Raw genomic sequence first — 23,639 nt, 5'->3', positions numbered from 1 at the left:
GAACTGACGCGGCATCGGCGCGCCGATGTCTCGCATTCGCCCCAGATGGTTTACCCGATGGAGAGAGATTGCTCTGGCGCTAGACCAGCACGGGCTTGCGCACGCGCCCGGCGTCGCCGAAGACGCGCAAATAGCGCTCGATCTCCGAGGGCAGGCCGGTCGCCTTCTCGGGATTGTCGGAGAGCTTGACGGCCGGATGTCCGTCGACCGACGACACCTTGCAGACCAGCGAAATCGGATCGAGATTGAACGAGCCGTCGGGTGTGCAGCCGACGAAATCATTGGTGAGATTGGTGCCCCAGCCGAAGGAGAGCCGCACCCGGCCGGCGAAGTGGTGGTAGGTCTCCTCGATCGAGCCCACGTCCATCGCGTCGGAGAACACCAGCAGCTTGTCCCTGGGATTGCGGCCCTTCTGCTCCCACCATTTCATGATCTCCTCACCGGCCTGGATCGGCGGCGCGCTGTCGGGACGGAAGCCGGTCCAGTCGGCGACCCATTCCGGCGCATCGCGCAGGAAAGCCTTGGTGCCGAAAGCGTCGGGCAGCGCGATCAGGAGGTTGCCGCCATAGGTCTGGCGCCACTGGTCAAGGATGCGATAGGGCGCCCACCGCAACTCCTCGTCGTCGCTGGCGAGCGCGGCCGCGACCATCGGCAGCTCATGGGCGTTGGTGCCGATGGCTTCGAGATCATTGTCCATCGCGAGCAGCACGTTGGAGGTGCCGATGAAGGACGGGCCCAGGCCTTCCTTCACGGCCTCCACGCACCAGCGCTGCCAGAGGAAGCCATGGCGGCGACGGGTGCCGAAATCGGAGAGCCGCAAGCCATCCAGCTTGCGCAGGCGTTCCACCTTGGTCCACAGCTTGGCCTTGGCGCGGGCATAGAGCACGTCGAGCTCGAAGCGGCCGCGGCCCTTCATCGCTGCGCGCGAGCGCAATTCGTTGAGGATGGCCAGCGCAGGAATCTCCCACATCGTGGTATGGCTCCACGGCCCGTGGAAGTGCAGCTCGTACTGGCCTTCGACCTTGCGCAGCTCGTATTCGGGCAGCCGGAATTCGGCGAGCCAGCGGATGAAGTCCGCCGAGAACATGTGGGTCTTGCCGTAGAATGTGTTGCCGGCAAGCCAGATCAGCTCTTTCTTGGTGAAGCGGATGGTGCGGGCGTGGTCGAGCTGGGCGCGCAGTTCGCCCTCGTCGATGATCTCGGCGAGCCGGACATGGCGCGATCGGTTGATGACCGAGAATGTCACCTGCTGATTCGGGTAAGATTCCCGAATCATTTGCAACATCAATAGCTTGTAGAAGTCGGTATCAAGCAGGCTGCGGATGATGGGATCCAGCCGCCAGCTGTGATTGTAGGTCCGGCTCGCAATGTCGGTCACTGTCATGGGGGAATTCTAGCGTGGCGGCCCCGGCGCAACCAGTGGGTTTGACGGGGATCAGGTTTTCGTGGAGGCGGGGTGCGAGGCCGTCGCCGCCATGGTCTCGAGCTGGCCTCTGATCCAGCGATGCGCCGGGTCCTTCTGATAGCGCTGGTGCCAGACCACGTACATCGGCAGCTCGGCCAGGGTTCGCGTGCGCGAGGCCAGTGGAATCCGCACCTGCGCGAAGCCGTGCATCACGCCGGGCGCCAGCAGGCTCGGCATGCTCGCCAGCATTTGCGAGCCACGCAGGAAGGACGGCACGCCGGAGAAGCTCGGCACCGAGATCGCGATGTCGCGGTGGAAGCCGTTGGCTGCAAGCCGGCGATCGAAGTCGAGCCGCTCATTGTCAGTGTAGACCACCGTGATGTGACGCGCCGCGAGATAGGCGCCGCGGGTAGCCGGCGCGGCACGCGCTTTGGGGTCGTAGTAACAAACGTAATGGTCTTGCAGCAGGCGCTTCTGCACGATGTCCACGCCGGATGGCGGCAGCGGCGTGATCAGCAGATCGCAGCGGTTTTCGCGCAGCATCGCGGGCGAGGGCGACTGCGAGGGGATCACGCGCAGGTTCAAGCTCGTCACTTGCGCGGCGACATGATCGAAGAACCGCGGCAGCAGCAGGTCGCGCTGGAAGTCGTTCGCGGCGATTGTCAGCGAAAGCTGCGCGCTCGCCGGCTCGAACGTGACGCCGCCGGCAAAGCTCCGCATCTCGTCGATCAGCGCCCGCGCCTTTGCCGCGAGCGCCTGGGCGTGCGCCGTGGCCACAATGCCGCGGCCGGATTTGGCAAACAGCGGATCGCCGACGATCCGCCGCAGCTTGTTGAGGGCGTGGCTGACCGCGGATTGCGTCAGGCCGAGCCGCGTTGCGGCGGCCGTCACCGAGCCTTCTTCCAGCACCGCCAGGAACAGCTCCAGCGCGTGGCCATCAAGCGCCAAATGATCGATTTTGTTCATGGAATTCATTATAATCGATCTATTTATCTTGAGAATAGCCCGCGCCATCATCTCCCGATAAACCGTGCGCCCAAACGGGGCGCGATAGGGAGAGACAACGCCGATGCATGCCCAGGCGCCAGCCTTGCGGGATCCCCGCCTCAACCACCCCGAGCCGTTCACGCCGCCGCTCGGTGACGGCGGCTTCTTCCAGCGCGACCGTTCCATGCATCCGCCCGCGTACGCGCCGGGCTACAAATCGTCGGTGCTACGTTCGCCGCGCCAGGCGCTGCTGTCGCTTGAGAACTCGGTCTCGGAGATTACGGGGCCAGTGTTCGGTCACAACGACCTCGGCGCGCTCGACAATGATTTGATCCGCAACTATGCCAAGGACGGCGATCCCGTCGGCGAGCGCATCATCGTCCACGGCCGGGTGCTGGACGAGACCGGCCGCGGCGTACCGAACACCCTGGTCGAGTTCTGGCAGGCCAATGCCGGCGGCCGCTACCGGCACAAGAAGGACACGTATCTGGCGCCGATCGATCCGAATTTCGGCGGTTGCGGCCGCGCGCTGACCGACGACACCGGCTACTATTATTTTCGCACCGTGAAGCCGGGACCCTATCCCTGGCGCAACTACGTCAACAGCTGGCGTCCCGCTCACATCCATTTCTCGGTGTTCGGCTCGGGCTTCGCACAACGTCTGATCACCCAGATGTACTTTGAGGGCGATCCCCTGATCCCGGTCTGTCCGATCCTGACGACGATCCCGGACAAGGACGCGCTGGAGCGTCTGGTCGCGCCGCTCGACCTCAACGCATCGGCTCCGTTCGACTCGCTCGCCTACCGCTTCGACATCGTCTTGCGCGGCCAGCGCTCCACTTACTTTGAAAATCGCACCGCAGGGAACTAGGTCCATGCCGCAGCCGCTCAACTACCTCAAGGAAACCGCCTCGCAGACGGCCGGGCCGTACGTCCATATCGGGTTGATCCCGGCCATGGCCGGCTTCGACATTTTCGAGAAGAACTTCTCCAACGTGCTGGTGACGACGAACACGCAAGGCGAACGCATCACGCTGGAGGGCAAGGTGATCGACGGCAGCGGCACGCCGCTGCGTGACGTGCTGCTGGAGATCTGGCAGGCCAACGCGACGGGCCGCTACAACCATCCGGCTGATCGGTCAATCGGCTCGCTGGACGATGAATTTCGTGGCTGGGGCCGCGGCGGCTCCGACTTCGAGAGTGGTCTCGTCACCTTCGAGACCATCAAGCCGGGCGCGATCATCGACAAGACCGGCCGCAAGGGCGCTCCGCACATCAATGTCTGGATCGTCGCGCGCGGCATCAACATTCGGTCTGAACACGCGCCTCTATTTCTCGGACGAAGAGGCCGCCAACGCCGGCGACCCCGTGCTCAACCTCATCGAGCAGCCGGTCCGGCGCTCGACGCTGATCGCAAAGCGCAGCGAACGCGCCGGCAAGATCGTGTATTCCTTCACGATCAATTTGCAGAGGCCGGAAGAGACGGTGTTCTTCGATGTGTGATCGTCTCAGGTCTCCTCGCCGTGGAGCTGCGCGCGAAAGGCGCGCGGTGACACGCCCGTGGCGGCGGCGTAGACCCGGCTGAAATAGGCGGGGTCCTCGAAGCCAAGCGCATAGGCGATCGTCGAGACCGGCAAATTGGTGTAGACGAGGTTGCGCCGCGCCTCGCGGATCAGCCGGTTGAGGATCAGGTGCGAGGCGGTGTCGCCGGTTGCTGACCGCGTCACCCGGTTGAGATGGGTCGGCGTGATCGACAGCGCACCCGCATAGTCCGCAACGCTCCAGCGTTCCAGATGATGCTGTTCCAGCAGCGCCTCGAAGCGACGGAATAGTCCGCTTTCAGCCGTGCCGTTGCCACCGCCCTCGCCGGTGAGCGCACGAGCCACCAGCCCAATCATGGCCGCCGACAGTGCACGCAGCACATGCGCTCGGCCGAAATCGCGCGCGGCGTGTTCGGCAAAGATCTGCTTCATGGTGATCCGGATCTGCGGCGTGCCGCGTATCACGGCCGAGCGCGACAAGGCACCCCGCAGTCCTTCGGAGGCGAGCAGCGCTTCGTCCAATATTTCCGCGGCGATGGTCAGCACCCAGCCCTGGGTATCAGGCACGAAACGGAAGCCGTGGACGTGGCCGACAGGCACGTTGACGATTTGCATCGGCTTCAGCTGCATCACGCGCCCGTCAAGCGTGGCTTCGCCGCCGCCGCGCTCGATCAGCAGCACCTGGTGCAGCCGGGCATGGCGGTGCACGGCCAACGTCCAGTCGTGCAGCACCGAGCGCGAGGCAATCGTCTCGCAATGCACGACATCGGGCAGATCGCCGGACTCGCCGAACAGATTGTAGACCCGGATCGCCGGGGCGGGGGCTGCGCTTCTCATGTTCGAATAGTACAAGACAAAGACGAAAGTCTCCATCGGTCAGCGGCGCTGAATCTGCAAGAAAGTGCAGAGGAGGATGCAAAAATGAAAGTTCAGGTCTGTATCATCGGCGGCGGGCCGTCCGGGCTGCTGTTGTCCCAGCTCCTGCACCTCAAGGGCATCGACACGGTCGTGCTGGAAAAATACAGCCGCGACCACGTGCTTGCCCGGATCCGTGCCGGCGTGCTCGAGCACGGCTTCGCCAGGCTAATGCGCGAGGCTCAGTGCGGCGAGCGGATGGACCGCGAGGGTGAGATCCACAAGGGATTCGAGATCGCCCATGACGGCGTGCTCTCACAGATCGACCTTTACAAGCATTCCGGCGGCAATTCGGTGCTGGTCTACGGCCAGACCGAGCTGACGCGCGACCTCTACGAGGCGCGCGACCGCCTCGGCGGCAACGTCGTGCACAACGCCGAGGATGTGACGCCGCATGACCTGACCTCCGACCGGCCTTACGTGACCTATCGTTCGAATGGCGAGACCGTTCGAGTCGATTGCGATTATATCGTCGGCGCCGACGGCTTTCACGGCGTCAGCCGCAAGTCGATCCCGAAGGACGTGCTGCGGGAATACGAGAAGATCTATCCGTTCGGCTGGCTCGGCGTGCTGTCGCGCACGAAACCGGTGTCGCCGGAGCTGATTTACGTGAAGCACGAGCGCGGCTTCGCGCTGTGTTCCTTGCGGTCGCAAGTGCTGAGCCGCTACTACGTCCAGGTGCCGCTCACCGACAAGGTGGAGGACTGGAGCGACGATGCGTTCTGGGCCGAGCTGAAGCGTCGTTTGCCGGACGAGGTCGGCGGCCGCCTGATCACGGGACCGTCCATCGAGAAGAGCATCGCGCCCTTGCGCAGCTTCGTCGCCGAGCCGATGAGCTACGGCCGCCTGTTTCTCGCCGGCGATGCCGCCCACATCGTGCCGCCGACCGGCGCGCGCGGGCTGAACAGCGCCGGCTCAGACATCTATTATCTCTACCACGCCATGCTCGCGCACTATCAGAACGACGATGATTCCGGGCTCCAGGGCTACTCCGCCAAGGCGCTGGCGCGGATCTGGAAGGCGCAACGCTTCTCGTGGTGGATGACGATGCTGCTGCATCGCTTCCCCGACCGGCTCGAATACGAGGACCGGCTCCAGCAGACTGAGCTGGAATATCTCCTTTCGTCCGAGACGGCGCAGCGCCTGCTCGCGGAAAATTATGTGGGGCTGCCGTTCTAGCGTGGAGTGAACCCGAAAAGCGGTGCTACGCTGCACTACTTTCCTTCTAGGATGTTCACCGGAGTCCAATCCGACCCCGGTGGATTTGTAGCGAGCGCAGTCGCGCGCTTGCCAAAAAGCGCTGACGCCGGATCCATTTCCGCCGTTCGCCCGAACGCATCAGCGGCCTTCGCAAACTCCCTTGCCCGCCAGCAGGCCAGCCCTTCCGCGTAAGCCGTGGCCACCTGTTTCTGCCCGGCGCTCTCCGCGCCTTTGTCCGCGAGCGGCTCGAATACCCTGATCGCCTCGCCGCGCCCCAGCACCCGGATCGCATCGAGTTCCCGCCAGGCGAAGCCGTCGCCGGTTTGCGCCATCGTCGATTCCGAGGCCATGATTGCGGTGCCGTAGTATTTGTTGGCGCCTTCGAGCCGCGAAGCGACGTTCACGGTGTCGCTCATCACGGTGTAGTTGAAGCGGCGGCGGGAGCCGATATTGCCGACCACGGCCTCGCCGCTGTTGAGCCCGATGCGATGCGACAGGCCGCGGCCGGCGAAAGCGGCGCTGCCGGCGTTGAGCTCTGCCAGCTTTGCGTGACACTTCAGCGCGGCATGGACCGCGTGGCGCGCATGCGCGGGATCGTCGGCGGGCGCACCGAACATGGCGACGATGGAATCGCCGATATATTTGTCGACATAGCCGCCATGGCTCTCGATGATGTCGGTCATGGCCGACAGATATTCGTTCATCAGCGTCACCAGCTCGCCCGGCGTCATCGTCTCGGCGATGGAGGAGAAGCCGCTCAGGTCGGAGAAGAACATGGTGACGTTGCGCATTTCGCCGCCGAGCGCCGGCATCTTTCCGGAGGCAACCATGGTGTCGATGACTTCGGGGGCGAGATAGAACGCAAAGCTCTTGCGCAGGAAACGCTCGTCACGATCGGCCAGCACGAAACGGTAGCCGATCATCATCGCGAGCGCGGCAAGGCTTGCGAGTGCCGGCTCCGTCAGCGGCAGCGCCAAGGCATAGACGAATGCACCGACGGCCACGGCGGCGTAAACGGCGGTCAGGACGAACCAGGCGATCATCGCGCCGCCGGGCGCGAACATGCAGGCCGCGCAGGCGATGATTGCCGCGAGCGCGATCGTGACAATGGTCCGTGCCGGAAAGCCGAGTTCGCTCACGGCATCGCGCTCGATCAAGTTCCGGACCGCGGTGGCATGCACGAAGACCCCGGCGATGTCGCTGCGGGCCTTTTGCGCGGTGTTCGCCGAGACGGGTAGGGCGCATCGCGGCCCCGGCGTTCCGTCATATCCGCCGGACAGCCGCATCGAGGTGAGCTTGCGATCCTCGAAATTCAGAGCGGTGCCGAGCAGCACGACTTTGCCGCCGAAGGCGCGGCGGAAGAAATCGCGGTCGCCTTTTTCGACGCAGGCTCGCAGATCGGCGAAGGAGAAAGTCGGAATGTCGCGGCCCAGTCCTCGAAAATTGAGCGCCAGTGTATTCGGTACCGCGCTCGGAATTGCATAACCGGACAATTCGGTCGTTCCGGACGGTGCAATCTCGGGCTTTACAGCGAGCGCGCGCGCGGCGAGCTCGACCGCCATCGCGGGGACCGGCTTGCCGTCGATCGAGAAGCTCAGCGGCATCCGCCGGATCACGTCGTCGGTGTCGGTATGGACGTTGAGGGCGCGGATATTGTTTCTCACCGCCAATTGCTGCGCGCGGTCGGGCCTTTCCTGATGGTCGTTGCTCAAGATCTCGCCGAGCACCAGCTTGCCGCTGTCGGAAAGCTTCCGCAGGGCGATGAGATAGTCCCGATCGAAGCCTTTCATGCGGCTGCCCAGCGGCGCGTCGCCGAAGGGAATCTCCGACTGCTCGATCGAGCTCGGGAAGATGACGTCGAAGCCGATGACCTTGGCACCGCCATCGTCGATACTCCCGAGCACGCGGCCGATCTCGCGCGTCCAGGTCTGCGTTGGCGATCCCTTGAACGGCGGAGTGTCGTAGGTCTCGCCGTCGATGGCCACGACGACGACGGGTGATGTCGCGGGATCGCGGTGGTCGCCGACGAGCATGCCGCGCAGTGCCGTGAGGATGTCGAGCGACAGGCCCTGCAACGTCTGGAACGGCGGAGACGTGACGACGGCGCCTGCAAGAAGCGCAATCAGGATCGCTGCAACGATGTCCCGTCTGCCGCCGATCCGCCGCATCGCCCCGACGCAGGCCGCCTACTCGAGCCGCAGCAGGCGTCCGACGATCGGCGTCGGCGATGACGTGGCGCTGGCATCGACCTGGAAGGCGTAGCGCTTGGCGCCGAGAATGGCGAGATAGCTGCCGCCCGGCGTCAGCGACTTCCCGACCTTGGCGAAGTCATAGAACTTGCCTCCGACCATCGTGTCGCCCCTGAGCGGCACGCTGATCGTGGGCTCCTTGCCATCGGTGCGTTCGATCACCAGGGTGCTGCCGCTCTTGGCCTGCACCAGCGGCGCGACGCCGTAGAGCGTCGGCAGCTTGGCCGGAGCGCTACCCTTGGCATCCGACCGCATGGTGCGGAAGGTCGTCGCGGCACTCTGGTTCGCCTCGCGCTCAGACAGTTTGGCCGCATTGGTATCGCAGGGCACCTTTTCCCGCTTGACCTCGCCGAGCTGCACGGTGCTCTGCTCGGCGCCGATCAGGACGACGCCTTCGCTGATGATCTCGCGCTGGCAGGATTTGAGATAGCTGAGCGTAATGCTCGCCTTCGGCCCGAGCTTGATGATCTTGCCCGGCGCCACGTAATCCATGAACGCGATGCCGTCGACCTTGCCTTGCACGTCCTCCACGATGGCGGCCGGAGTCTCCGCCAAAGCGGGGGCAGCAAGACAGCACGCGCCGACAACAGCGCCGATCAGGCTTTTCATGGGAAATCTCATCCAATTCGACCGATATTTGCCCGGTCCCCGTCCAGGGGCGATGCTTAGCAGCGAAACGCCAAGGCAAGTGTGACCGGAATCACTCTCAGATATTGGTGCACTCTATCAGGAAGAGGTTCAAACCGGCGACCGGAGAAAACAGTGCGCCGGCAAGCTGTTGGCCGGATGGATAATTTCATTCGGCTGGGACGGCCTCGACCGGGTGGCCCTCCGCTGCACTCTCTATACCTATAATGGGCGCGAGCGTGGCCTCGGTCTTCTGATACGGCGTCGCCTGCTGACCGGCGGCGATCTCGACCACTTCCTCCCTGCGCGACAGGAAGGCTTGTTGTCACGAAGGCTGAGTTGATAGCGGTTATATGCAAGCTGCCAAACGAGGTCGGCACGCCGATCGTCTTTAGCGCGGTATGCAACGAGGTCCAGCTTTCGTGCCCGCTGCGCGGAGGAGCCTGCGCTGCCCGCGTCGCTGCGCGTCGGTAGCAATTTGACTGGCTCGCTTTGCAGGGTGTTAACCGTGGCGGAATGCTCTCCGCGCGGATCATTGTCGCGCCCTAGTATTGGTTGCAAATGGGTTTGAGTTGTACGGCGGATATTTTCATGCTGAGAGACGGCAAATATGCTGCCTGGTTCAGGACCCCGCGCGGTCAGGGCACGGGCGTAGTGCATCTGGCGGAGGGACGAATCTCCGGCAGCGACAGCTTCTTCACCTATGGCGGCTCTTACCGAATCGACGAGCAGCGCTTCACGGCGATTCTGACCACGCGGCGACATGCCGAGGGGCCGCCGACCGTGTTTGGGCTCGACGAGGTCGAGGTCAAGCTCTCGGGCGTGTGCAGCGGTGCGATGGCGACCTGTTCCGGAACGGCCGAGCAGGCCCCCGATTTGACCTTCGAGGCGACGCTGATCTACAGCCAGGACGAGGTGCCGGCCCCCGACACCAGAGGTGCGGTCGTGAAGCTCAATGCCGACAAGCTGCCCAAGGGGCTCGACGGCCGTTCGCGATCGCGCCATCCATTTGCGCCGGGATCGCTTGGCTCAGAACGGAATAGACCATAAGGCCAGATCGACTTCGACGATGTTGTCAGGACTTAAGCGGATGAGCCCGCTGGTGCCAGGCCCAGGCGGTGCGGATCACAGTCGGTAGATCCGAATGTCGCGGCACGAAATTCAGCACTTTTCGCGCTGCGGAGGGATCGGCGACGAGATAGGTGGGATCGCCGGCGCGGCGCGGTTTGACGGTGTGGGGCACCTCGCGCCCGGTCTCCTGCCTGATGGCGGTCAGGATTTCCCGCACCGAAAAGCCGGAGCCGGTGCCCAGATTGAAGCTGCCGCCGGCATGCCCTTGTTCCAGCAGCTTCAGCGCCGCGACATGCGCCGCGGCGAGGTCGGTGACATGGATATAGTCGCGGATCGCGGTGCCATCAGGCGTGTCGTAGTCCTCGCCGAACACGGCAAAATCGACATGGCCCTGTAACGCCATCATGGCGCGCGGAATGAGATGGGTTTCATTGTCACGCAATTCGCCGATGCCGCCGGCAGGATCGGCGCCGCTGGCGTTGAAATAGCGCAGGCAGAACGCGCCGAAGCCGTAAGCGGCGCGGTAATCGGCCAGCATGCGCTCGATCATCCACTTCGATGCGCCATAGGGGTTGATCGGCGCGCAGGGGAAATCTTCCGGCAGTTCCTTGGAATCGGCATTGCCGTAGACGGCGCCGGTCGAGGAGAACACGATACGATGGCAGCCCGCATTGCGCATCGCCTGCAATAGCGACAGCGTGCCCTGCACATTGTTGATGTAGTACTTTTGCGGGTCGGTCATGGACTCGCCGACGAGGCTTGCCGCCGCGAAATGCATGACCGCCGTGATTTTGTGCTCGGCGAAGGCGTGCGCCAGCGTGGCGCCGTCGAGCAGATCGCCTGTTACCAGCGGACCGGCGACGAAGCCGCGATGACCTGTCGACAGATTGTCATAAACGACGGGCTGATAGCCGGCGGCGGTCAGGGCGCGGCAGGCATGCGAGCCGATATAGCCCGCGCCTCCGGTAACGAGGACAGTCGGTCGGTCCGTCATGTGTGCTTACCTCAAAGCGAAATCAACGATTATCCAGGCAACCGCCGCCAGCACCAAATCGGCAGACAGCACGAGCGAGCGTCAGCGATGCGGGACGTTTGCGGAGAAGCCGACCATATGTCGGCCCAAAGCGGTGCCCAACGCGGGAACATGCAGGGTGGCGCCACGGGACACGACATCACTCAAGGAGAGGGCTTCCGAAGTGATCTGTCCCAATGTGATTGCCTCAGTTCAACAGTTGATCGATCGGGTGAGCATAGATCGATCTTCGCTGTATGCAACCCACCGGGGGCTCGGCACGATAGTCCTTCTTCGTTTAGCTCGCATTGACCCTATGGCTGCGAAATGGTCGGCGCGCGCGCGGCGGCAACCGAAGCTTTAAGTACGAAAAATAAGCTGAGGCCGAGTAAAGGAGTGACTGAACATGGCACAGATCTGGATGACTTATGACGAACTCGCCGGGCTGAGTGGCTGCACGCCTGCCGAGGCCAGAATGCGAGCCATCCATTTGTCACTTGACCGCCGCAAAAGCCGCGATGGCGCAACCCGCGTCAAGCTCGATCTGGCGCTGACGGCTAAATTTTTCGCATCTGTCCGGGACGCCGATTTTGATCTGGACGGCGCCATCGAGGCGCTCCAGGCCACCCATCATCAGATGGCAGAACTCCTGACGCCGAACCAGTTCCTGGGCCAGCGCCGCTCGGCTTAGCCCCCGCACGTGATTTCTCAAGCTCCGGGTATAAGGAGCCGAGATCTCGCGATAGTTGTTCCGAATCAGGCGTAAATCTCCATCCGGAATTTCCATTGCGGGCCGGGTTTAATCGCAGCGGGCCGCAGAGCTTGCAGGAGGATGCCATGAGGAACGACAGCGATCGAGGCTACGCGACACTGGTGGGAGCGGCGATGCTGGGGGGCTGATCATCATGACAGCCGCAACGGCGAGCGCAGAACTCGTGAAGTTGCAGGCCGATCTCAAAGGCGGCAATGAAGTGCCTCCGAACAACTCGCCTGGAACAGGCAAGGCCGAGGCGACCTACGAAAGCCTGCCGAAAAGCGCGCCGATTGCGAACGCTACGGCCAGCGTCGGCCAGTAGGCCTCGCGTCGAGAGGATGCCGCGTTCGAGGCGGATGGTCGCATGGAGTGGGAATCGAGTGGAGTTTTTGTCGAGATCGATCGGGACCTGCAAGGCTTTGTCGGGATAGAGCAGGAATTCGCCAAGTTTCTCGCCGTTGCTCAAGGCGAGGATCACTTCGCTATGGACGCGCAACTCGGCGGGCATGATGTCGAACAGGCTGGCGTTGACGCCAAGAATGGCGACCAATGCGGCGTTGCCATTGATGTCTTTGAGCACGCCCAGAGCATCGCCGCCGAATTGCTCGACACGGAAGAGCGAAAGGCTCTTGTCGCGCGCGGGAAGCATATCGCGGCGGTCGATCATCCCTTGTCGAATTCCAGCGTTTCGGAATAGGCCGAACAGATCACCGGGCCATCAGGGTTAACGAGGCGCACATCCTTGATTGCGGAACGCTGGTAGACGTGGAGGCGGATCGCCTGCAGCGTCGCGGGCCCGCAATCGGCAAGGTCGCGCCGCGCAAGTTCGCCCAGGCTCGCGCCGGCAAAATCGATTGCAAATTCGGCGCGACGCAGAACAACCTCAGTCAATTCGTCGAGCTGATGGGCTTGCTGACGCCGGATGATGCTTTCGGCTGCGAAATGCCCGCCCAGCCCGAACGCCATTGTGCTCGCAAGCACGAGCGCCGCAAACACAAAGGTCGGTCGCTGTAGTCTCATCCTGCCCGCGCGGAGATCGAAGGACGCTCCTGCAGATCCTAGTCAGGACGGGCTAAGATAGGGTCTAATTGGGACACCCAAACGCGGCGCGGAACCCAACGGGTCTTGCCCATTTGGCGGGCAGCGGGGGCGGGAGGCGTGGGTAGCCCGGTTTGGGGCAGAGCGGTGCGCTCTTCGGCATCACAAGCCAGGGTGGCGAACCGCGTAGCCCGAGGATGAGCCAAAGTTGCCTTGTTCTACCCACCGATCGGGATGGCTCGGGCCTGTTGCCTCAGGTCGGAGGTCTGGGCAAGAAGGCCAAGATCGTCTGGGCGAGCATGACACCCACGAGACCTCCGGCGACTTTCTGGAGGGCGTCAAGCAGGCCCGGATCCCGGTCGGGTGTGAGCATTTGCATGATCTCCAGCCCTATGGCGACCGCGATAACGAGAGAGCAGGTTAAAGCGAACCGTCCCGGCAGCAGGAACGACAGGAGAAATCCGAGCAGCCCATAAGCGCTGAAGCGCTCGATCACGACGACCCAATAGGCTTCGTGATGCCCCATTAGCGCAGGGCGTCCTGCCAACTTTGCAAAGGTGGCGTAGACAATGAGCGCCAGGCAGATGCACATGGCTGCAATCAAGTGGTTTCGGCGCATGCCGCCAGGGTAGCCGGTTGGCTACCGATCGGGATCAAAAAGCCCAGATATCGTTAAGTTCCTGCTGGCGCTAACGAGGCATCCATGATTCAGGGGCGTTTCAAGGCGCGATCTCTAAAGGACCACACTCACGCTTAAGCAGGTGGGCATAAGAGTAACCTCTCCGGTTCCGTGGCAAGGCAACGAGTTTACTCTGGCTGAAGTTGGCTTTTCTATTCGTCGAGAACAATCGCATAGTTTCTGTTATTTCAGCCGCCGCTTTATCCGATGAGCTCTTTGCCATGCCGAACGTCGACGATCTGCAGATGCTACGTCTGATCAAGGCTTTTCAGAAAATATCCGACCAGGACGTAAGGCGCTTGATCATCCTGTATGCGGAAGAGCAACTCGAGAAGCTACAGGCAAAAGCGAAGCAAAAGCCGCAGTAGACGTACGCCGGCCGGCGAGCCGTCCCTGTGGTTTGCGTCGCAAATTTCCGGTGCTCAGGTGATATCCGTTCGACAACCCGTTGCGCCCCATTGAACGTCTCGACATGGAGCCGACTCGGCTTAAGCCTTTTCCCTGCGGACAATCCACCGGCTCGGCCTGCAACGCCCGCCTTCCCAGATAGATGGACGGGTCCCCGCATCGCTGACGATGCCGTAACTCAGATTGGTTTGGCACCGACGGTCTAAGAGGGCTACGACAAGGTTGTGGTCAAAAGCTTCCGGTAGTTCGAGCCGAAGAGGACACACCGCAATTTTGGGCGAAGCCGAAGCTGCTACGCAGCAAGCCCTTGCGTTGCGGTAACGCGCCATTTTGCGCTGTCCTTGTCGACAGGCCTAATTCTGCCTGATCGTCGGGCTGTCTATTTTCGTTGACCAGCGCGATTTAGATTCCGCTGTAACCCATCGGCGGCGCTTCAGCCGTGATCAATGCGCCCCGAGACACAGGAGCCTTGGTGGCGAAATCCCCGCGGTGGTCATACCGGCGTTGAAGCCGGCGGCACCGGGATGGTCGGCCTCAAAGTGGGGTTGCCATCAGGTCATCGGGGCCAGGTTTAGGCTTGACGTTCCATTTCAGCCCGATTTGGGCATGCGTCGCCAGTCGTCCCTGTTTGCCGCTGTTCCCCCCTCAGCATGTATCAGCGGTGTCGCCGAATGATCGCTTTTCACGCGTCCAGGGTAGGAGCTCGTCCCATTCCAATTTCGCGACACCCCCCGTTACCGACCCAGAACAAAAACGGATTTTTGATAATTTAAAACGATTCTTTGTCGAACTCTTCGTGTCCTGTGGGAGAGCGAAACACGCCATCAAAGAATCGTTTATTTTTCTAGATGAGTCGTATCGCACGGTAACTCGCTGCGTGTTACCGTGCGATGGCGACAATGTTGATGGCCAATCGTGCTCGAAGATCGGAAAGACACGGCAAAAGGCACAACTCGGGATCAGTCCGCATCCCCTCTGCCATTATCCGGGCGCGACCCAACATACACTTCGTCCAGCGTGGCCAAGCTGCGATGCCAAGCCCGGGTGGTAGGCAGCGTTGAACGATTGCCCCAATTCTAGACCTTCTAACGGCTATCCATGTGCTACGCCGCGTCGGTTGATTGGCTCGACGGTTACGGCCACCGGCGCAAGCGAAATCTTAGAATGCGCGCTGAAGATGCTGTGGTTCAATAGAGCCGCGGCAGGCATGAAAACGTTGGAGCCAACTGCTGTCCGAGCCCGAAGGCGCCAGCATCCGCCTTACCGCATCCCTCGATGACCGATAACGATGCAGGCATCTGGATCTAGGCTCGGCGGAGGCGGCGCACCGTTGCGGCCAAGTAAGCTCGGACGTGCCCCACAGTCATCGATGACATCAGTTCGATGAGTGGGGCGCCTTACGATGCGATTGAGCTCAGCGACAGTTGCGCGAGCGGTGGGCGCTGATCATTGATCTGATATGGGAACATCAAAAGGAACGCCGCCGGGGCGACAAGCTCAGGCGAACCAAACGTCAATCCAAGGCGTTCGCCACCTGTCGCTGCTGCTTGAATAATGCGCGTTCCACGATGGTGCTCGATTGAGTACTATCGCCGCCTGCAATTTTTATTCAGCTAATGGCTCACCCAGCCGTTCCAGCACGGCAAGCCTGTAGGCCGCCTTATCGGCAACCAACGTCTGCATTCTGCGATACATCTCAAGCCGCTTTTGCATTCGCGCAACCAACGGCCGTGATGGCCACGGGACGACGACACCGATTTCCTTCCACGCCGCGCGTCGTTTAGTATAGTGCTTCCTCTCGTTGTTGATGCACAGGTGGCCTACAAGGGCCGCCACCCCGGCATCGCCATACTCGCTTCTCATGTTTTCAATGAATTGCTGGCGCAGGCTGTGCAGGTCATATTGCAGCTTGAACCCGCATTTCTTTGAAGTCACGCGGAGCAGGCGCGCGATTTGACCTTGACGCTCGGCGAATTTTCCCTCGACTGCCCATTCGCTTGCGTTATAGATCATGTGCTGGATGTTTGTCACAGCGGCTTCGCTGAACTTCGAAATCTCGAGGGTGCGGTGGGTAAGCCACTCCTCCTCCACATGGCCCATTATCACGTGAAGCCAAACCCGCCTGCCGTGAGGCGCGCTGGCGTCGTGGCGTATTTCCAGTGTGGCCAAAGGCCATTCGGTCGGATGCAGACCGGTACTAATGCCGGCATCGAGCCAGATTTCGAGCCAGCGTGCCGGTTTGCTGTTTTGGTCCCCGAGTGCAGTCTTGAGCTTTTCGATCTGGTGCTGTTCGATTTGGTTCGCGCTCTCGCGCTCGCGCGATCCGGATCCAGGCTGAAGATCAGAATACAACCAGGCGAGTGCTTCAGTTATATGTGAAGAGGGGATGGTGTGGATGACAGCGATCGCACCTGCACGATTCATTCTCCACGTGCTGTCGTCCCAGAAGGGCTTCCTGGCCAAAAGCCAATTTGCGAAGTCACGCGGATCCACGTCCTCGAATGCCATCCCGGACGCTTCAGTACGGACGTACTTGGCTGCCAGCCTGCGCCCACACCTCTCGTAAAGCTCTTTTGTTTCCTGGCTCGCGACGGCCAGAGGGGCGTCCGGGTCCTTCTGGTGCTTGTTGCGCCATTGAGTGCGATATCCTTCGGCTTGCCCGACGAGCCCGGACAAGACAGGGTCAAAGGAGGCGTAGTCCGGTCCCCTTGGCCCATCGAGCGAAGCTGCGATCTCTGCGGTCCAAGATTGACCATCGTCGAATTGCTCTCCCGGGCGGCCAACCTGCGGGTCGCCATCAGGCAATTGAATGCCCAAGGAGGCTTCCGCGTCTATTCTGTGAGGGGCCTGTTGAGCCTGCGGAGCCGGGTTGTCAGCCTTAGCCGCCCTGATCGAGGCCGGGTAGCTGGCTCCGATGTCTGGGTCTCCGGCTGTCGAACCATTATGCGTCTTGGTTTCGCTGCGGGCCTTCGCCTGGCGAAATCCAAGCTTCCGTCGAAGCGGGGCGACGGCCCTGGGCCGTTTATCGTCTCGATCTGTCATTGTTTTACCCGCCGCATGTGTCGGCGTAGAAGCCGCGGCTGACGACTTTTCCGGTCTTAGGGCGTGCGCGCATGAGCTCGTCCTTTCCTCCAATCCGATGGGCAACCCGTTCAGAAAAAAACGGAAATGAGTCATAATATAACGCCTCTTTAGTGAATTCGGGAAGAGAAATTTTGTCTAAGAGTCGTTTATTTTCTCAATAGAGTCGTATCGCACGGTAAGTTGCCGCGAGATACCGTGTCATCTTGAAAGCCGCTCGATTGCCGGGCTCCTTTTGGAGGGCGCAGCTCGCTAAACCGGTTGAAGCGATTGCGAAGCGGCAGCATGGGTGCATGACAGAGACCGAGGCGACGGCCAAGGCATCGATGTGCGCCGTTCGCCGGCTGCGCGAACCGCCTGGCGGCTGCGATCGACGTTACTGCCGGCAAGAATTCAGGCCAGAAGCTCAAACATGACGCCGGTCGCACCAACGGACGGAGCGACGATGGCCCTCCACGGCCGGCGCGATCATCGCGCGTCTGAAGCTGGAGTTGAGCTGAATGATGCGCCGCCGCGTGCGCCAAGCCGGCCGACGCCAATGTCGCGAGGGCAACCGGCCGCTTCGCATTGAGAATGAGCAGGCCGCGGTCTGACCTCTGACGACGGGCGCATGTCGGGGCCCCTTTGGCGCCGGATTCGCGATGCTCGAAGCCGTCACGATCAAGACCATCGATATCGCCTCCGGGCCAGACCCAAAGACGGGTGAACGCGTGAATGGGGGCTCTTTCCGGAAGAGCCGAGCGCCATTGCGTACGGAATCTGCGGCTCGGCCCGGTTGGACATCCTGGCGAAGCGTCCGTCAGAGCGCCGCCAAATGTCATCTGGGCAGGTGTTGGGCGGCGTGGCCGCCGGGCGATCGTCGACGCCGTCCTGTCGGTCAATATGCCCATGGCTTTCGGGGACGAGGTCCGTCTCTCGGGGCGGGACCGGGCGCAGGGCGCTCGAAATAGCCGTTCGTCGAAAGTGAATGATATAATAGGCAACAAATGGTAACTCATGTTGCTAAAGCAAAAATATATCGTTATATATGTGTTGGGAGGTAAAATACCCCGGCTGACTGTCGAGGTCCGGCAGCAGGAGGATGATCAACAGAAAGTGTCATGATGCGGTTCTTCACGTCGGTGTTCGCAGCCTTCCGGGCAGTCGTTGCGGCGCTTTGGGCGCTCGTGCTGCTGCCTGGCCGCCTTCTGGGCGTGCTCTTCGGCGTCGCGCCGGACCATGACGAGATTCCGCCGATCGCTCCGGCCGAAGATCTGGAGAAGGTCGCGGAAGCAGAGGTTAGTGCTTCGGGCCCCGATCATTTGGCGGCGGCTGTTGTACTCGGATGGTGCGCGCAGAGCATCATCGATGGCCGGCCGGCCTTACTGCCGCTCGACGCGCCGATGGAAATTTCTCGATGGCTGCGTGGCCTGACCCGCCAGGAATGCTCGATTATCGTCCATTCCAAAAAGTCCAATATCGAAAGTCATTTGATTGGACGTCACCGGCTTCCCGGCGTCAGGGACGTCCGGCCCTTGATGCCGCAGCAATGGACGGCGGGGCCCAACACGGGCCCCGCGGCCGACCTCATCGCCGACGAAGAATCTCCCGAGCCCGCATCGCCTTCAACTCGGCCGTGAGGGCGATCATTTCCGACTGCATTTCCAGCATCCGGCGGTTCGAGACCTGCACCTCTCTGTAGAGGCGGGCCCGCTTCTGCTCGCTGAACTCGATGCCGTCGACCAGGGCCTGTCGGTCCCAGCGCGCAAAGTTTGCCGCGCGGGCGTTTTGGATCGCGGCGGCGAACGCCGCCGCGATGGTCGCCGCGCCGCCGACCGCTCCCACGGTGAAGGCGCGGGCGTCAAAGCCGGTAAGTGGGTCGCGAGTGCTCATCTTCTGTCCTCCGTTTGGTAACAAATTAGATGTTGCATCATTATATCCTAAGTATTACAATCTCGTTTCATCGCCGTCGACAGTTCTTAACAATCGATCCAAAGGACGAAGCATGCGTATCCGCCTCGGCTCCGACTTCCACGACGATCTCGCAGGTAACGGCATGGATCGCCTCGCGGTCGTCGATGCGGATGTCACGGTCATCGCCGGCGACGTCATGGCCCCTGGGCACCTTGCAATCCGCCGGCTGCGCGAATTGCTGCCCGACGCGCGAAATCTGGTCTACGTGCCCGGCAACCATGATTTTTACTCGCACGCGGATAGGCACCACCCCGAACTACGGACGACCTACGAAGCCCAGCGCTACGAGCTTATGCCGCGTGCCGCCGAAGAGAATGACGTCATCTTGCTGGATGACGCGGCTGTCGAGATCGACGGCGTCCGGTTCATCGGCGGCACGCTTTGGACCGACTTTTGCGCGCGGCCGGGCTACGTCTCCTTCGACGAGGCGGTTCGCGCGGCGTCGAAGGCAATGAACGACTATCGATTGATCAAGAGGTTGCCCGGCCGTTCGCGTGACAGGTTGCGAGCGCGCGACACGATCGACGCTCACAAGGCCACTCGGAAATTCCTGCAGGAAACTTTGGCCCAGCCCTTCGATGGAGAGACCGTGGTGGTGACGCATCATGCCCCTTCTTATCGTTCGTTGCTGGGCTGGGGGCCCGATCGTCCGCTCCTGTTCAATGATCTCGACTGGTGCTACGGATCCGACCTGGAAGCCCTGATGCAAGGCGATGGAGCGCCGGCGCTCTGGCTGCATGGTCATGTTCACACCAATCGCGATTATCAGGTCGGACCCGTGCGCGTGGTCGCTAATCCGCGTGGTTATCCTTTGCGGCCGGGCGTGCGCGAGAACCCCGACTTCAATGCCGACCTCGTCCTCGAGCTGGAGTCGCGCTTGGCCCCAACGATGAAGATCTGATGCGCCGTCGGAGCCGGGATCGCCGCGGATGGGTCTTGTTCGGGGCGAAGGGGGGCGGACCGACTGCGTCCGCGAATGAGCGCCGGGGTCTGGCGGGACGTGGTGGTGGCCGTTCGGAAGGCATTGTTCGAGCCATCGGCGCCGATGAGAGTTGCGCGTTCGCCTCGCCACCCGATCCCGCAGCTATGCTGCACGACGCTGCGGCATTTCTGGTTGCCTCGAAACCCGCTTTCGAATCGCTGAAATTAGCGTAGTCTCCGGCAGTCGCCTCGTTTAATGTTATAGCATTAAATGGCGGCAGATAGAGGGTGAGCCGAAACTTGAAGGACGCTGCAAAAAAAAGAGCTCGGGGGCGTCCTTTCGGCGATCCCGACGCCAGACGCTCCTATCGGTTCGTGATGCGCATGAACCCGGATTTGGCGGATGTGCTGGATCTGCTCGCTGACGAAAGTGGTCTTTCCAGATCACTCTTTGTGGAACGGGTCCTCATTTCGTTTGTGAATCAGGATCCCAGGATTCAGCTCAACCACATTGGCCGCAAGGTCGATACCATGCCGACCGGGCCAGCACCACCGGGCTCGCTCGCGAGTTTCGGTGCGCAGTGGCGTCGCTGGCACGCCATGAAGCATGATGTGCTTGGGGAGGACGCCCCGACCGCCTACGGTGCCGCAGAGCCGTCTTTTGACGATTTTGGGCGTGACGCGCGCGGTCATGGCCACCGGCAGGAGCAGCGTCCGCCTGTGCCGGACCATCTCACGCACAAGGCGGCCGACAAGATAATTCCTCACAAGGGTGGACGGCGAAAGGCCCCGAAGTGAGTCCTGAATCGTCCGTCGAGAAGCCACGATCGCTCGGTCATTCGACTGCGCCTCGATAAGACGCTCTTGCTTCCGCTTTGTGATCCGCAATGCTCCAATCGCGGACTTTGAGCGCGCTGTCGGAAGCGGGCTGCATCATCCCGGCAGATGATCGGGCCCTTCGGGCTTTTGTTGCTCAGCCCTGCTTCGGCTTCTTCGACCCAAGCGAAAGACCCAGGCGCAATGCCATGCGCTTGATTGCATCAGGTGTCCGGCCGAGCTGTTTCGCGGCTTCTTCCAAAGAGACTGAAGACTTGGCCAGTTCCATCAACTTGCGGTCTTCCTTGAACGACCAGGGCTTGCGCGCCATACTCAAAGAATCCTCATTCACAAAATAAGACGAAAAAGCCGCCAAGCGACCCAGATTCGCTCGACGGCTTTGCTTGGGTGGGGCCAGGCCTTGGGGAAGCCCGGTGCGAAAATGAATATGCGATCGGCGAAATCTCGCAAGCAACACCGTGTATTAAGCTAACCGCTCAACCTTACCTGCAGCGTGCGCGTCGCGTTCGTCCGTGGATATACGGATGTGGATCCCGAAGCGAATGACGACAAAAGTCGAGGTTCGTCGAGCGTCCTGCATCTGACTTCGACGGAGCCAAACGGCTGGCGCGTTTATGCCGCGGGCCTCGATGCAATCTCCATGGACGAGCCGCGTGGTACGGAGCCGTCGGAGCAGTTGCATGGTCTGCGACAATCGGCGCTGGAAGCGCGAGGAAAGCCGCGCTAGGTAGTGCTTCCCGCAACGGCAGTAATTGGCCGCCGCCTTTTCTGCGGCTCCAGGGCAAACGGCGGCGTTCATTCCGCGTCATCGACCCGGCCAATCGAGTGGAATGAGAGCGCGCGATCGAAGGGAACGCGAGACAGGCGGAAATGTGAGGCGCGTCGATGCGCAGGATCGTGAGTGAACGAGCTCTGACGTTACCGACGCATGCAGGAGCGCCGGTGTCCCTCGTTGTGGCCGCCGGGCCCGTCAACTCTTTCTGTTAACGCTTGGCTCTGGCGGTACGGCTTCCAAGTTACCTTGAGTGATCACCACGCTTGCAGCAGCTTCGCCGGACGCCTAATAATTCTGCATATTGTCAGTTTAGTACGGCTTCGATCATTTGAAGTGCTGGTCACGTTGGGTCGTGTGGTTCGTCAAGGCGAATTCTGGGCCCGAGTTTTTGGAAGCCGGTGCCTTGAGGAGCCAAAATGCTGGTTCATTGGAACGCTGGACCGCGACGGTATTTTGTCAATGCTGATGGACATCGCGTCCTCATCGGCCTCTCGCGCGCGGAAACCGCAGAATTCGAAATGCTCGACGATCCTCCGTCGCGGGCGGAGGAAGGGAGCGCGATAGGTGGCAGCGGTTCGACCTGCGTGAACGTCGATCGATGGTCGGAACTCTATACCAAGCATGAAGATGCCTGGCGCATCTGGATCGCGCGAAGCCGCACTGAAGCGGTTTCCAGTTTAGCCCTTTTTTAACCATGGCGGGTCGATCCTTGGGCCCAAGGGCACAAACAGGATATGCCAGATGTTCCATCGTCTTCTGAAAGCCCGAACGAACAATCCGCTCGCGCAGAACAAGCGCTTCCAAGCGCGTTCGGCCGAACGTGATGCGCAGACCGATCGCGAGCGTGTTGCTTCGATCATGACGGCGATTGACGTCGCTCTGCAGGCTGCCGAAAACGAGCAAGCGGGGCTGAGCAGTCGCGTGGAAGATGCGCTCGCGCGTGCGGCCGTGACCTTCGGCAATGGCGACGATGAATATCTAGAGCGGGAAGCGCTGGACAATCATCATCAGGACCTTTTTGGCGCCGAAATCTCCAATGGTCAGAGGCGGCTCAAGGAACTTGACGCGTCCGTCTCGCATTTGAAATTCGTCAGATCCGCAATGCTGACGCGTTTTCCCGGCTATTTCAGCCAGTCGGGCAGTTGACCGCTCGTCGTCCTGATCAAAGCGTCGTTTTCATTGCTCGCTTTCGGGCAGCAGTGTAAATTGCAGGCCTCCCGCTCTTGCGATTGCTGATCCTAGGCGTTTGTCCGACTGGTGGCTGAAACCGGTGATGACCGCCTCTGCGCGCGGAGCCAAGCTCGGGCCGACGACATGTTTTTTCGCCACTGGGTGCAAGTTGGGACGACAACTCTGTCGTTTGCGGTGAGCGCGACGGCGTGTCTTGCAGAACAACCGGCCGGGTCGGCGACGGAGGAGCCAGTGGGCGAGACGTCGACTGAAATGTCGCGTGAAGAATGGAAGATACAGATCGAGGAAGCTCGTAGACGGATTGCCGCCGAACGTCGCGAGCGACGCCTCGGGTTACGAGCTCCCGCCGAACAGGATCTGGCGAAAATAGCCGCAGAGCGCGCCCTGGAGCGAGCCATGAACGACACGACGCTGGAGCCGGGCGACATCGTGTCGACGAGCAAAGGATTTCTCGTCTTTAAACGGCGAACGGGTCCTGAGGGAGAGTGGAACGAATTCGTTCCACTCAGTCCGCGCTGACGCGCGGGCTTCGACCGAGATAACGCCATCCGAGCCGGATCTCTTGCACTCCAGCAGCCAGTGAATAGAGGAAGGCCGTCGGGGAGCGCTCCCCGGGTGGCCGTCACCGTGTTTGGTCCACTGAGCTCTGCGAAGGCCGAGCGCCCGCGGACTCGGTCGACCAAACGCGTCGTGAAAGGCGGCACCATCAACCGGTGATGCCGTGCACTCGCAAGTTATTCTCGCTTGAGGGCGGCTGCGCCTTTCGCGTGGAGCGGCTTAATCGATCCTGCGGCTGCTTACGAGCGTTCTGAAGGTTTTGTCGGCAAACTTGGGACCGCAATGCACCAGGGCAGGGGCTGCGCGACCGGGTTCCTCTCACCGCGCATACGACGATTGCTTGGAATCTTGATCAATCTTCGGAGAGATCGTACCTTCTCGTGCGGGCAATTCTTCGCCGCTGCATGGAAATAAGTGCACGAATGGCGTAGCCGACA

The 23,639-nt window shown here is 61.5% G+C and carries 23 protein-coding genes and 1 pseudogene; 12 read left to right on the top strand and 12 right to left on the bottom strand.

Features of this window, described 5'->3' with window-relative positions; genetic code table 11:
• Positions 1-79 precede the first annotated feature (79 nt).
• Positions 80-1,384 (bottom strand): nicotinate phosphoribosyltransferase, encoded by a 1,305-nt coding sequence (pncB, locus tag ACVIN2_RS12730; protein WP_456765869.1) that lies wholly within the window; start codon positions 1,382-1,384, stop codon positions 80-82.
• A 51-nt stretch (positions 1,385-1,435) separates the two neighbouring features.
• Positions 1,436-2,380 carry a LysR family transcriptional regulator gene (locus ACVIN2_RS12725; protein WP_456765868.1) on the bottom strand — a complete coding sequence of 315 codons (945 nt, stop codon included), beginning with the start codon at positions 2,378-2,380 and terminating at the stop codon, positions 1,436-1,438.
• A gap of 94 nt (positions 2,381-2,474) precedes the next feature.
• On the opposite strand from ACVIN2_RS12725, the gene pcaH reads away from it, so the two are divergent.
• Positions 2,475-3,263, top strand: coding sequence for a protocatechuate 3,4-dioxygenase subunit beta (gene pcaH, locus ACVIN2_RS12720; protein ID WP_456765867.1), 789 nt, complete (start codon positions 2,475-2,477; stop codon positions 3,261-3,263).
• Between the two features lie 4 nt (positions 3,264-3,267).
• Positions 3,268-3,895, top strand: a pseudogene (gene pcaG / locus ACVIN2_RS12715) (protocatechuate 3,4-dioxygenase subunit alpha).
• A 5-nt stretch (positions 3,896-3,900) separates the two neighbouring features.
• Here the strand turns inward: pcaG and ACVIN2_RS12710 are convergent.
• Positions 3,901-4,806: a helix-turn-helix domain-containing protein gene (locus ACVIN2_RS12710; RefSeq protein ID WP_456765866.1), complete on the bottom strand. Its 906-nt coding sequence runs from the start codon at positions 4,804-4,806 to the stop codon at positions 3,901-3,903.
• A gap of 48 nt (positions 4,807-4,854) precedes the next feature.
• Between ACVIN2_RS12710 and pobA the strand changes: the two genes are divergently transcribed.
• A complete protein-coding gene (pobA, locus tag ACVIN2_RS12705) occupies positions 4,855-6,027 on the top strand; it encodes a 4-hydroxybenzoate 3-monooxygenase (protein WP_456765865.1) in 1,173 nt (390 codons plus the stop codon).
• A gap of 35 nt (positions 6,028-6,062) precedes the next feature.
• Here pobA and ACVIN2_RS12700 read toward each other — a convergent pair whose 3' ends face one another.
• Both ACVIN2_RS12700 and ACVIN2_RS12695 read right to left on the bottom strand, forming a co-directional pair.
• Positions 6,063-8,216, bottom strand: a complete 2,154-nt coding sequence (locus tag ACVIN2_RS12700) for a CHASE2 domain-containing protein (RefSeq protein ID WP_456765864.1) — start codon at positions 8,214-8,216, stop codon at positions 6,063-6,065.
• Positions 8,217-8,234: 18 nt separating this feature from the next.
• A complete protein-coding gene (locus tag ACVIN2_RS12695) occupies positions 8,235-8,906 on the bottom strand; it encodes a hypothetical protein (RefSeq protein WP_456765863.1) in 672 nt (223 codons plus the stop codon).
• 609 nt (positions 8,907-9,515) lie between these two features.
• Between ACVIN2_RS12695 and ACVIN2_RS12690 the strand changes: the two genes are divergently transcribed.
• Complete coding sequence (locus ACVIN2_RS12690) at positions 9,516-9,974, top strand: hypothetical protein (RefSeq protein ID WP_456765862.1); 459 nt, start codon at positions 9,516-9,518, stop codon at positions 9,972-9,974.
• A gap of 25 nt (positions 9,975-9,999) precedes the next feature.
• Here the strand turns inward: ACVIN2_RS12690 and galE are convergent, their stop codons facing one another.
• Positions 10,000-10,989, bottom strand: coding sequence for a UDP-glucose 4-epimerase GalE (gene galE / locus ACVIN2_RS12685; RefSeq protein WP_456765861.1), 990 nt, complete (start codon positions 10,987-10,989; stop codon positions 10,000-10,002).
• Positions 10,990-11,413: 424 nt separating this feature from the next.
• On the opposite strand from galE, the gene ACVIN2_RS12680 reads away from it, so the two are divergent.
• A complete protein-coding gene (locus ACVIN2_RS12680) occupies positions 11,414-11,698 on the top strand; it encodes a hypothetical protein (RefSeq protein ID WP_007606560.1) in 285 nt (94 codons plus the stop codon).
• Positions 11,699-11,867: 169 nt separating this feature from the next.
• Here ACVIN2_RS12680 and ACVIN2_RS12675 read toward each other — a convergent pair whose 3' ends face one another.
• The 3 genes from ACVIN2_RS12675 to ACVIN2_RS12665 form a co-directional block, all read right to left on the bottom strand.
• A complete protein-coding gene (locus ACVIN2_RS12675; protein ID WP_456765860.1) occupies positions 11,868-12,428 on the bottom strand; it encodes a hypothetical protein in 561 nt (186 codons plus the stop codon).
• Positions 12,425-12,727 (bottom strand): CSS-motif domain-containing protein, encoded by a 303-nt coding sequence (locus tag ACVIN2_RS12670; RefSeq protein ID WP_456765859.1) that lies wholly within the window; start codon positions 12,725-12,727, stop codon positions 12,425-12,427. The genes ACVIN2_RS12675 and ACVIN2_RS12670 overlap by 4 nt, the downstream gene beginning before the upstream one ends.
• A gap of 325 nt (positions 12,728-13,052) precedes the next feature.
• A complete protein-coding gene (locus ACVIN2_RS12665) occupies positions 13,053-13,418 on the bottom strand; it encodes a VanZ family protein (protein WP_456765858.1) in 366 nt (121 codons plus the stop codon).
• Between the two features lie 281 nt (positions 13,419-13,699).
• Between ACVIN2_RS12665 and ACVIN2_RS12660 the strand changes: the two genes are divergently transcribed.
• A complete protein-coding gene (locus tag ACVIN2_RS12660) occupies positions 13,700-13,846 on the top strand; it encodes a hypothetical protein (RefSeq protein WP_456765857.1) in 147 nt (48 codons plus the stop codon).
• A 1,645-nt stretch (positions 13,847-15,491) separates the two neighbouring features.
• Here the strand turns inward: ACVIN2_RS12660 and ACVIN2_RS12655 are convergent.
• Complete coding sequence (locus tag ACVIN2_RS12655) at positions 15,492-16,703, bottom strand: hypothetical protein (protein WP_456765856.1); 1,212 nt, start codon at positions 16,701-16,703, stop codon at positions 15,492-15,494.
• A 1,364-nt stretch (positions 16,704-18,067) separates the two neighbouring features.
• Between ACVIN2_RS12655 and ACVIN2_RS12650 the strand changes: the two genes are divergently transcribed.
• Complete coding sequence (locus ACVIN2_RS12650; protein ID WP_456765855.1) at positions 18,068-18,586, top strand: hypothetical protein; 519 nt, start codon at positions 18,068-18,070, stop codon at positions 18,584-18,586.
• Here ACVIN2_RS12650 and ACVIN2_RS12645 read toward each other — a convergent pair.
• Positions 18,534-18,839, bottom strand: coding sequence for a hypothetical protein (locus ACVIN2_RS12645; RefSeq protein ID WP_456765854.1), 306 nt, complete (start codon positions 18,837-18,839; stop codon positions 18,534-18,536). The genes ACVIN2_RS12650 and ACVIN2_RS12645 overlap by 53 nt on opposite strands.
• 112 nt (positions 18,840-18,951) lie before the next feature.
• Between ACVIN2_RS12645 and ACVIN2_RS12640 the strand changes: the two genes are divergently transcribed.
• The gene (locus ACVIN2_RS12640; RefSeq protein ID WP_456765853.1) at positions 18,952-19,821 is read left to right on the top strand and encodes a metallophosphoesterase; all 870 of its coding nucleotides are present in this window, start codon (positions 18,952-18,954) and stop codon (positions 19,819-19,821) included.
• 320 nt (positions 19,822-20,141) lie between these two features.
• Positions 20,142-20,639 (top strand): hypothetical protein, encoded by a 498-nt coding sequence (locus tag ACVIN2_RS12635; protein ID WP_456765852.1) that lies wholly within the window; start codon positions 20,142-20,144, stop codon positions 20,637-20,639.
• Positions 20,640-20,814: 175 nt separating this feature from the next.
• On the opposite strand, the gene ACVIN2_RS12630 is transcribed toward ACVIN2_RS12635, so the two are convergent.
• Complete coding sequence (locus tag ACVIN2_RS12630) at positions 20,815-20,988, bottom strand: hypothetical protein (protein WP_456765851.1); 174 nt, start codon at positions 20,986-20,988, stop codon at positions 20,815-20,817.
• 881 nt (positions 20,989-21,869) lie between these two features.
• On the opposite strand from ACVIN2_RS12630, the gene ACVIN2_RS12625 reads away from it, so the two are divergent.
• The 3 genes from ACVIN2_RS12625 to ACVIN2_RS12615 all read left to right on the top strand — a co-directional run bounded on the left by ACVIN2_RS12625 (position 21,870) and on the right by ACVIN2_RS12615 (position 23,163).
• Positions 21,870-22,145 carry a hypothetical protein gene (locus ACVIN2_RS12625; RefSeq protein ID WP_007606566.1) on the top strand — a complete coding sequence of 92 codons (276 nt, stop codon included), beginning with the start codon at positions 21,870-21,872 and terminating at the stop codon, positions 22,143-22,145.
• Positions 22,146-22,194: 49 nt separating this feature from the next.
• Positions 22,195-22,599 carry a hypothetical protein gene (locus ACVIN2_RS12620; protein WP_456765850.1) on the top strand — a complete coding sequence of 135 codons (405 nt, stop codon included), beginning with the start codon at positions 22,195-22,197 and terminating at the stop codon, positions 22,597-22,599.
• 276 nt (positions 22,600-22,875) lie between these two features.
• Positions 22,876-23,163: a hypothetical protein gene (locus tag ACVIN2_RS12615; protein WP_198287875.1), complete on the top strand. Its 288-nt coding sequence runs from the start codon at positions 22,876-22,878 to the stop codon at positions 23,161-23,163.
• Positions 23,164-23,639: the final 476 nt, after the last annotated feature.

This window comes from Bradyrhizobium sp. USDA 3650 (assembly GCF_054057395.1).
This window is presented reverse-complemented; position numbering and strand designations above follow the sequence as displayed.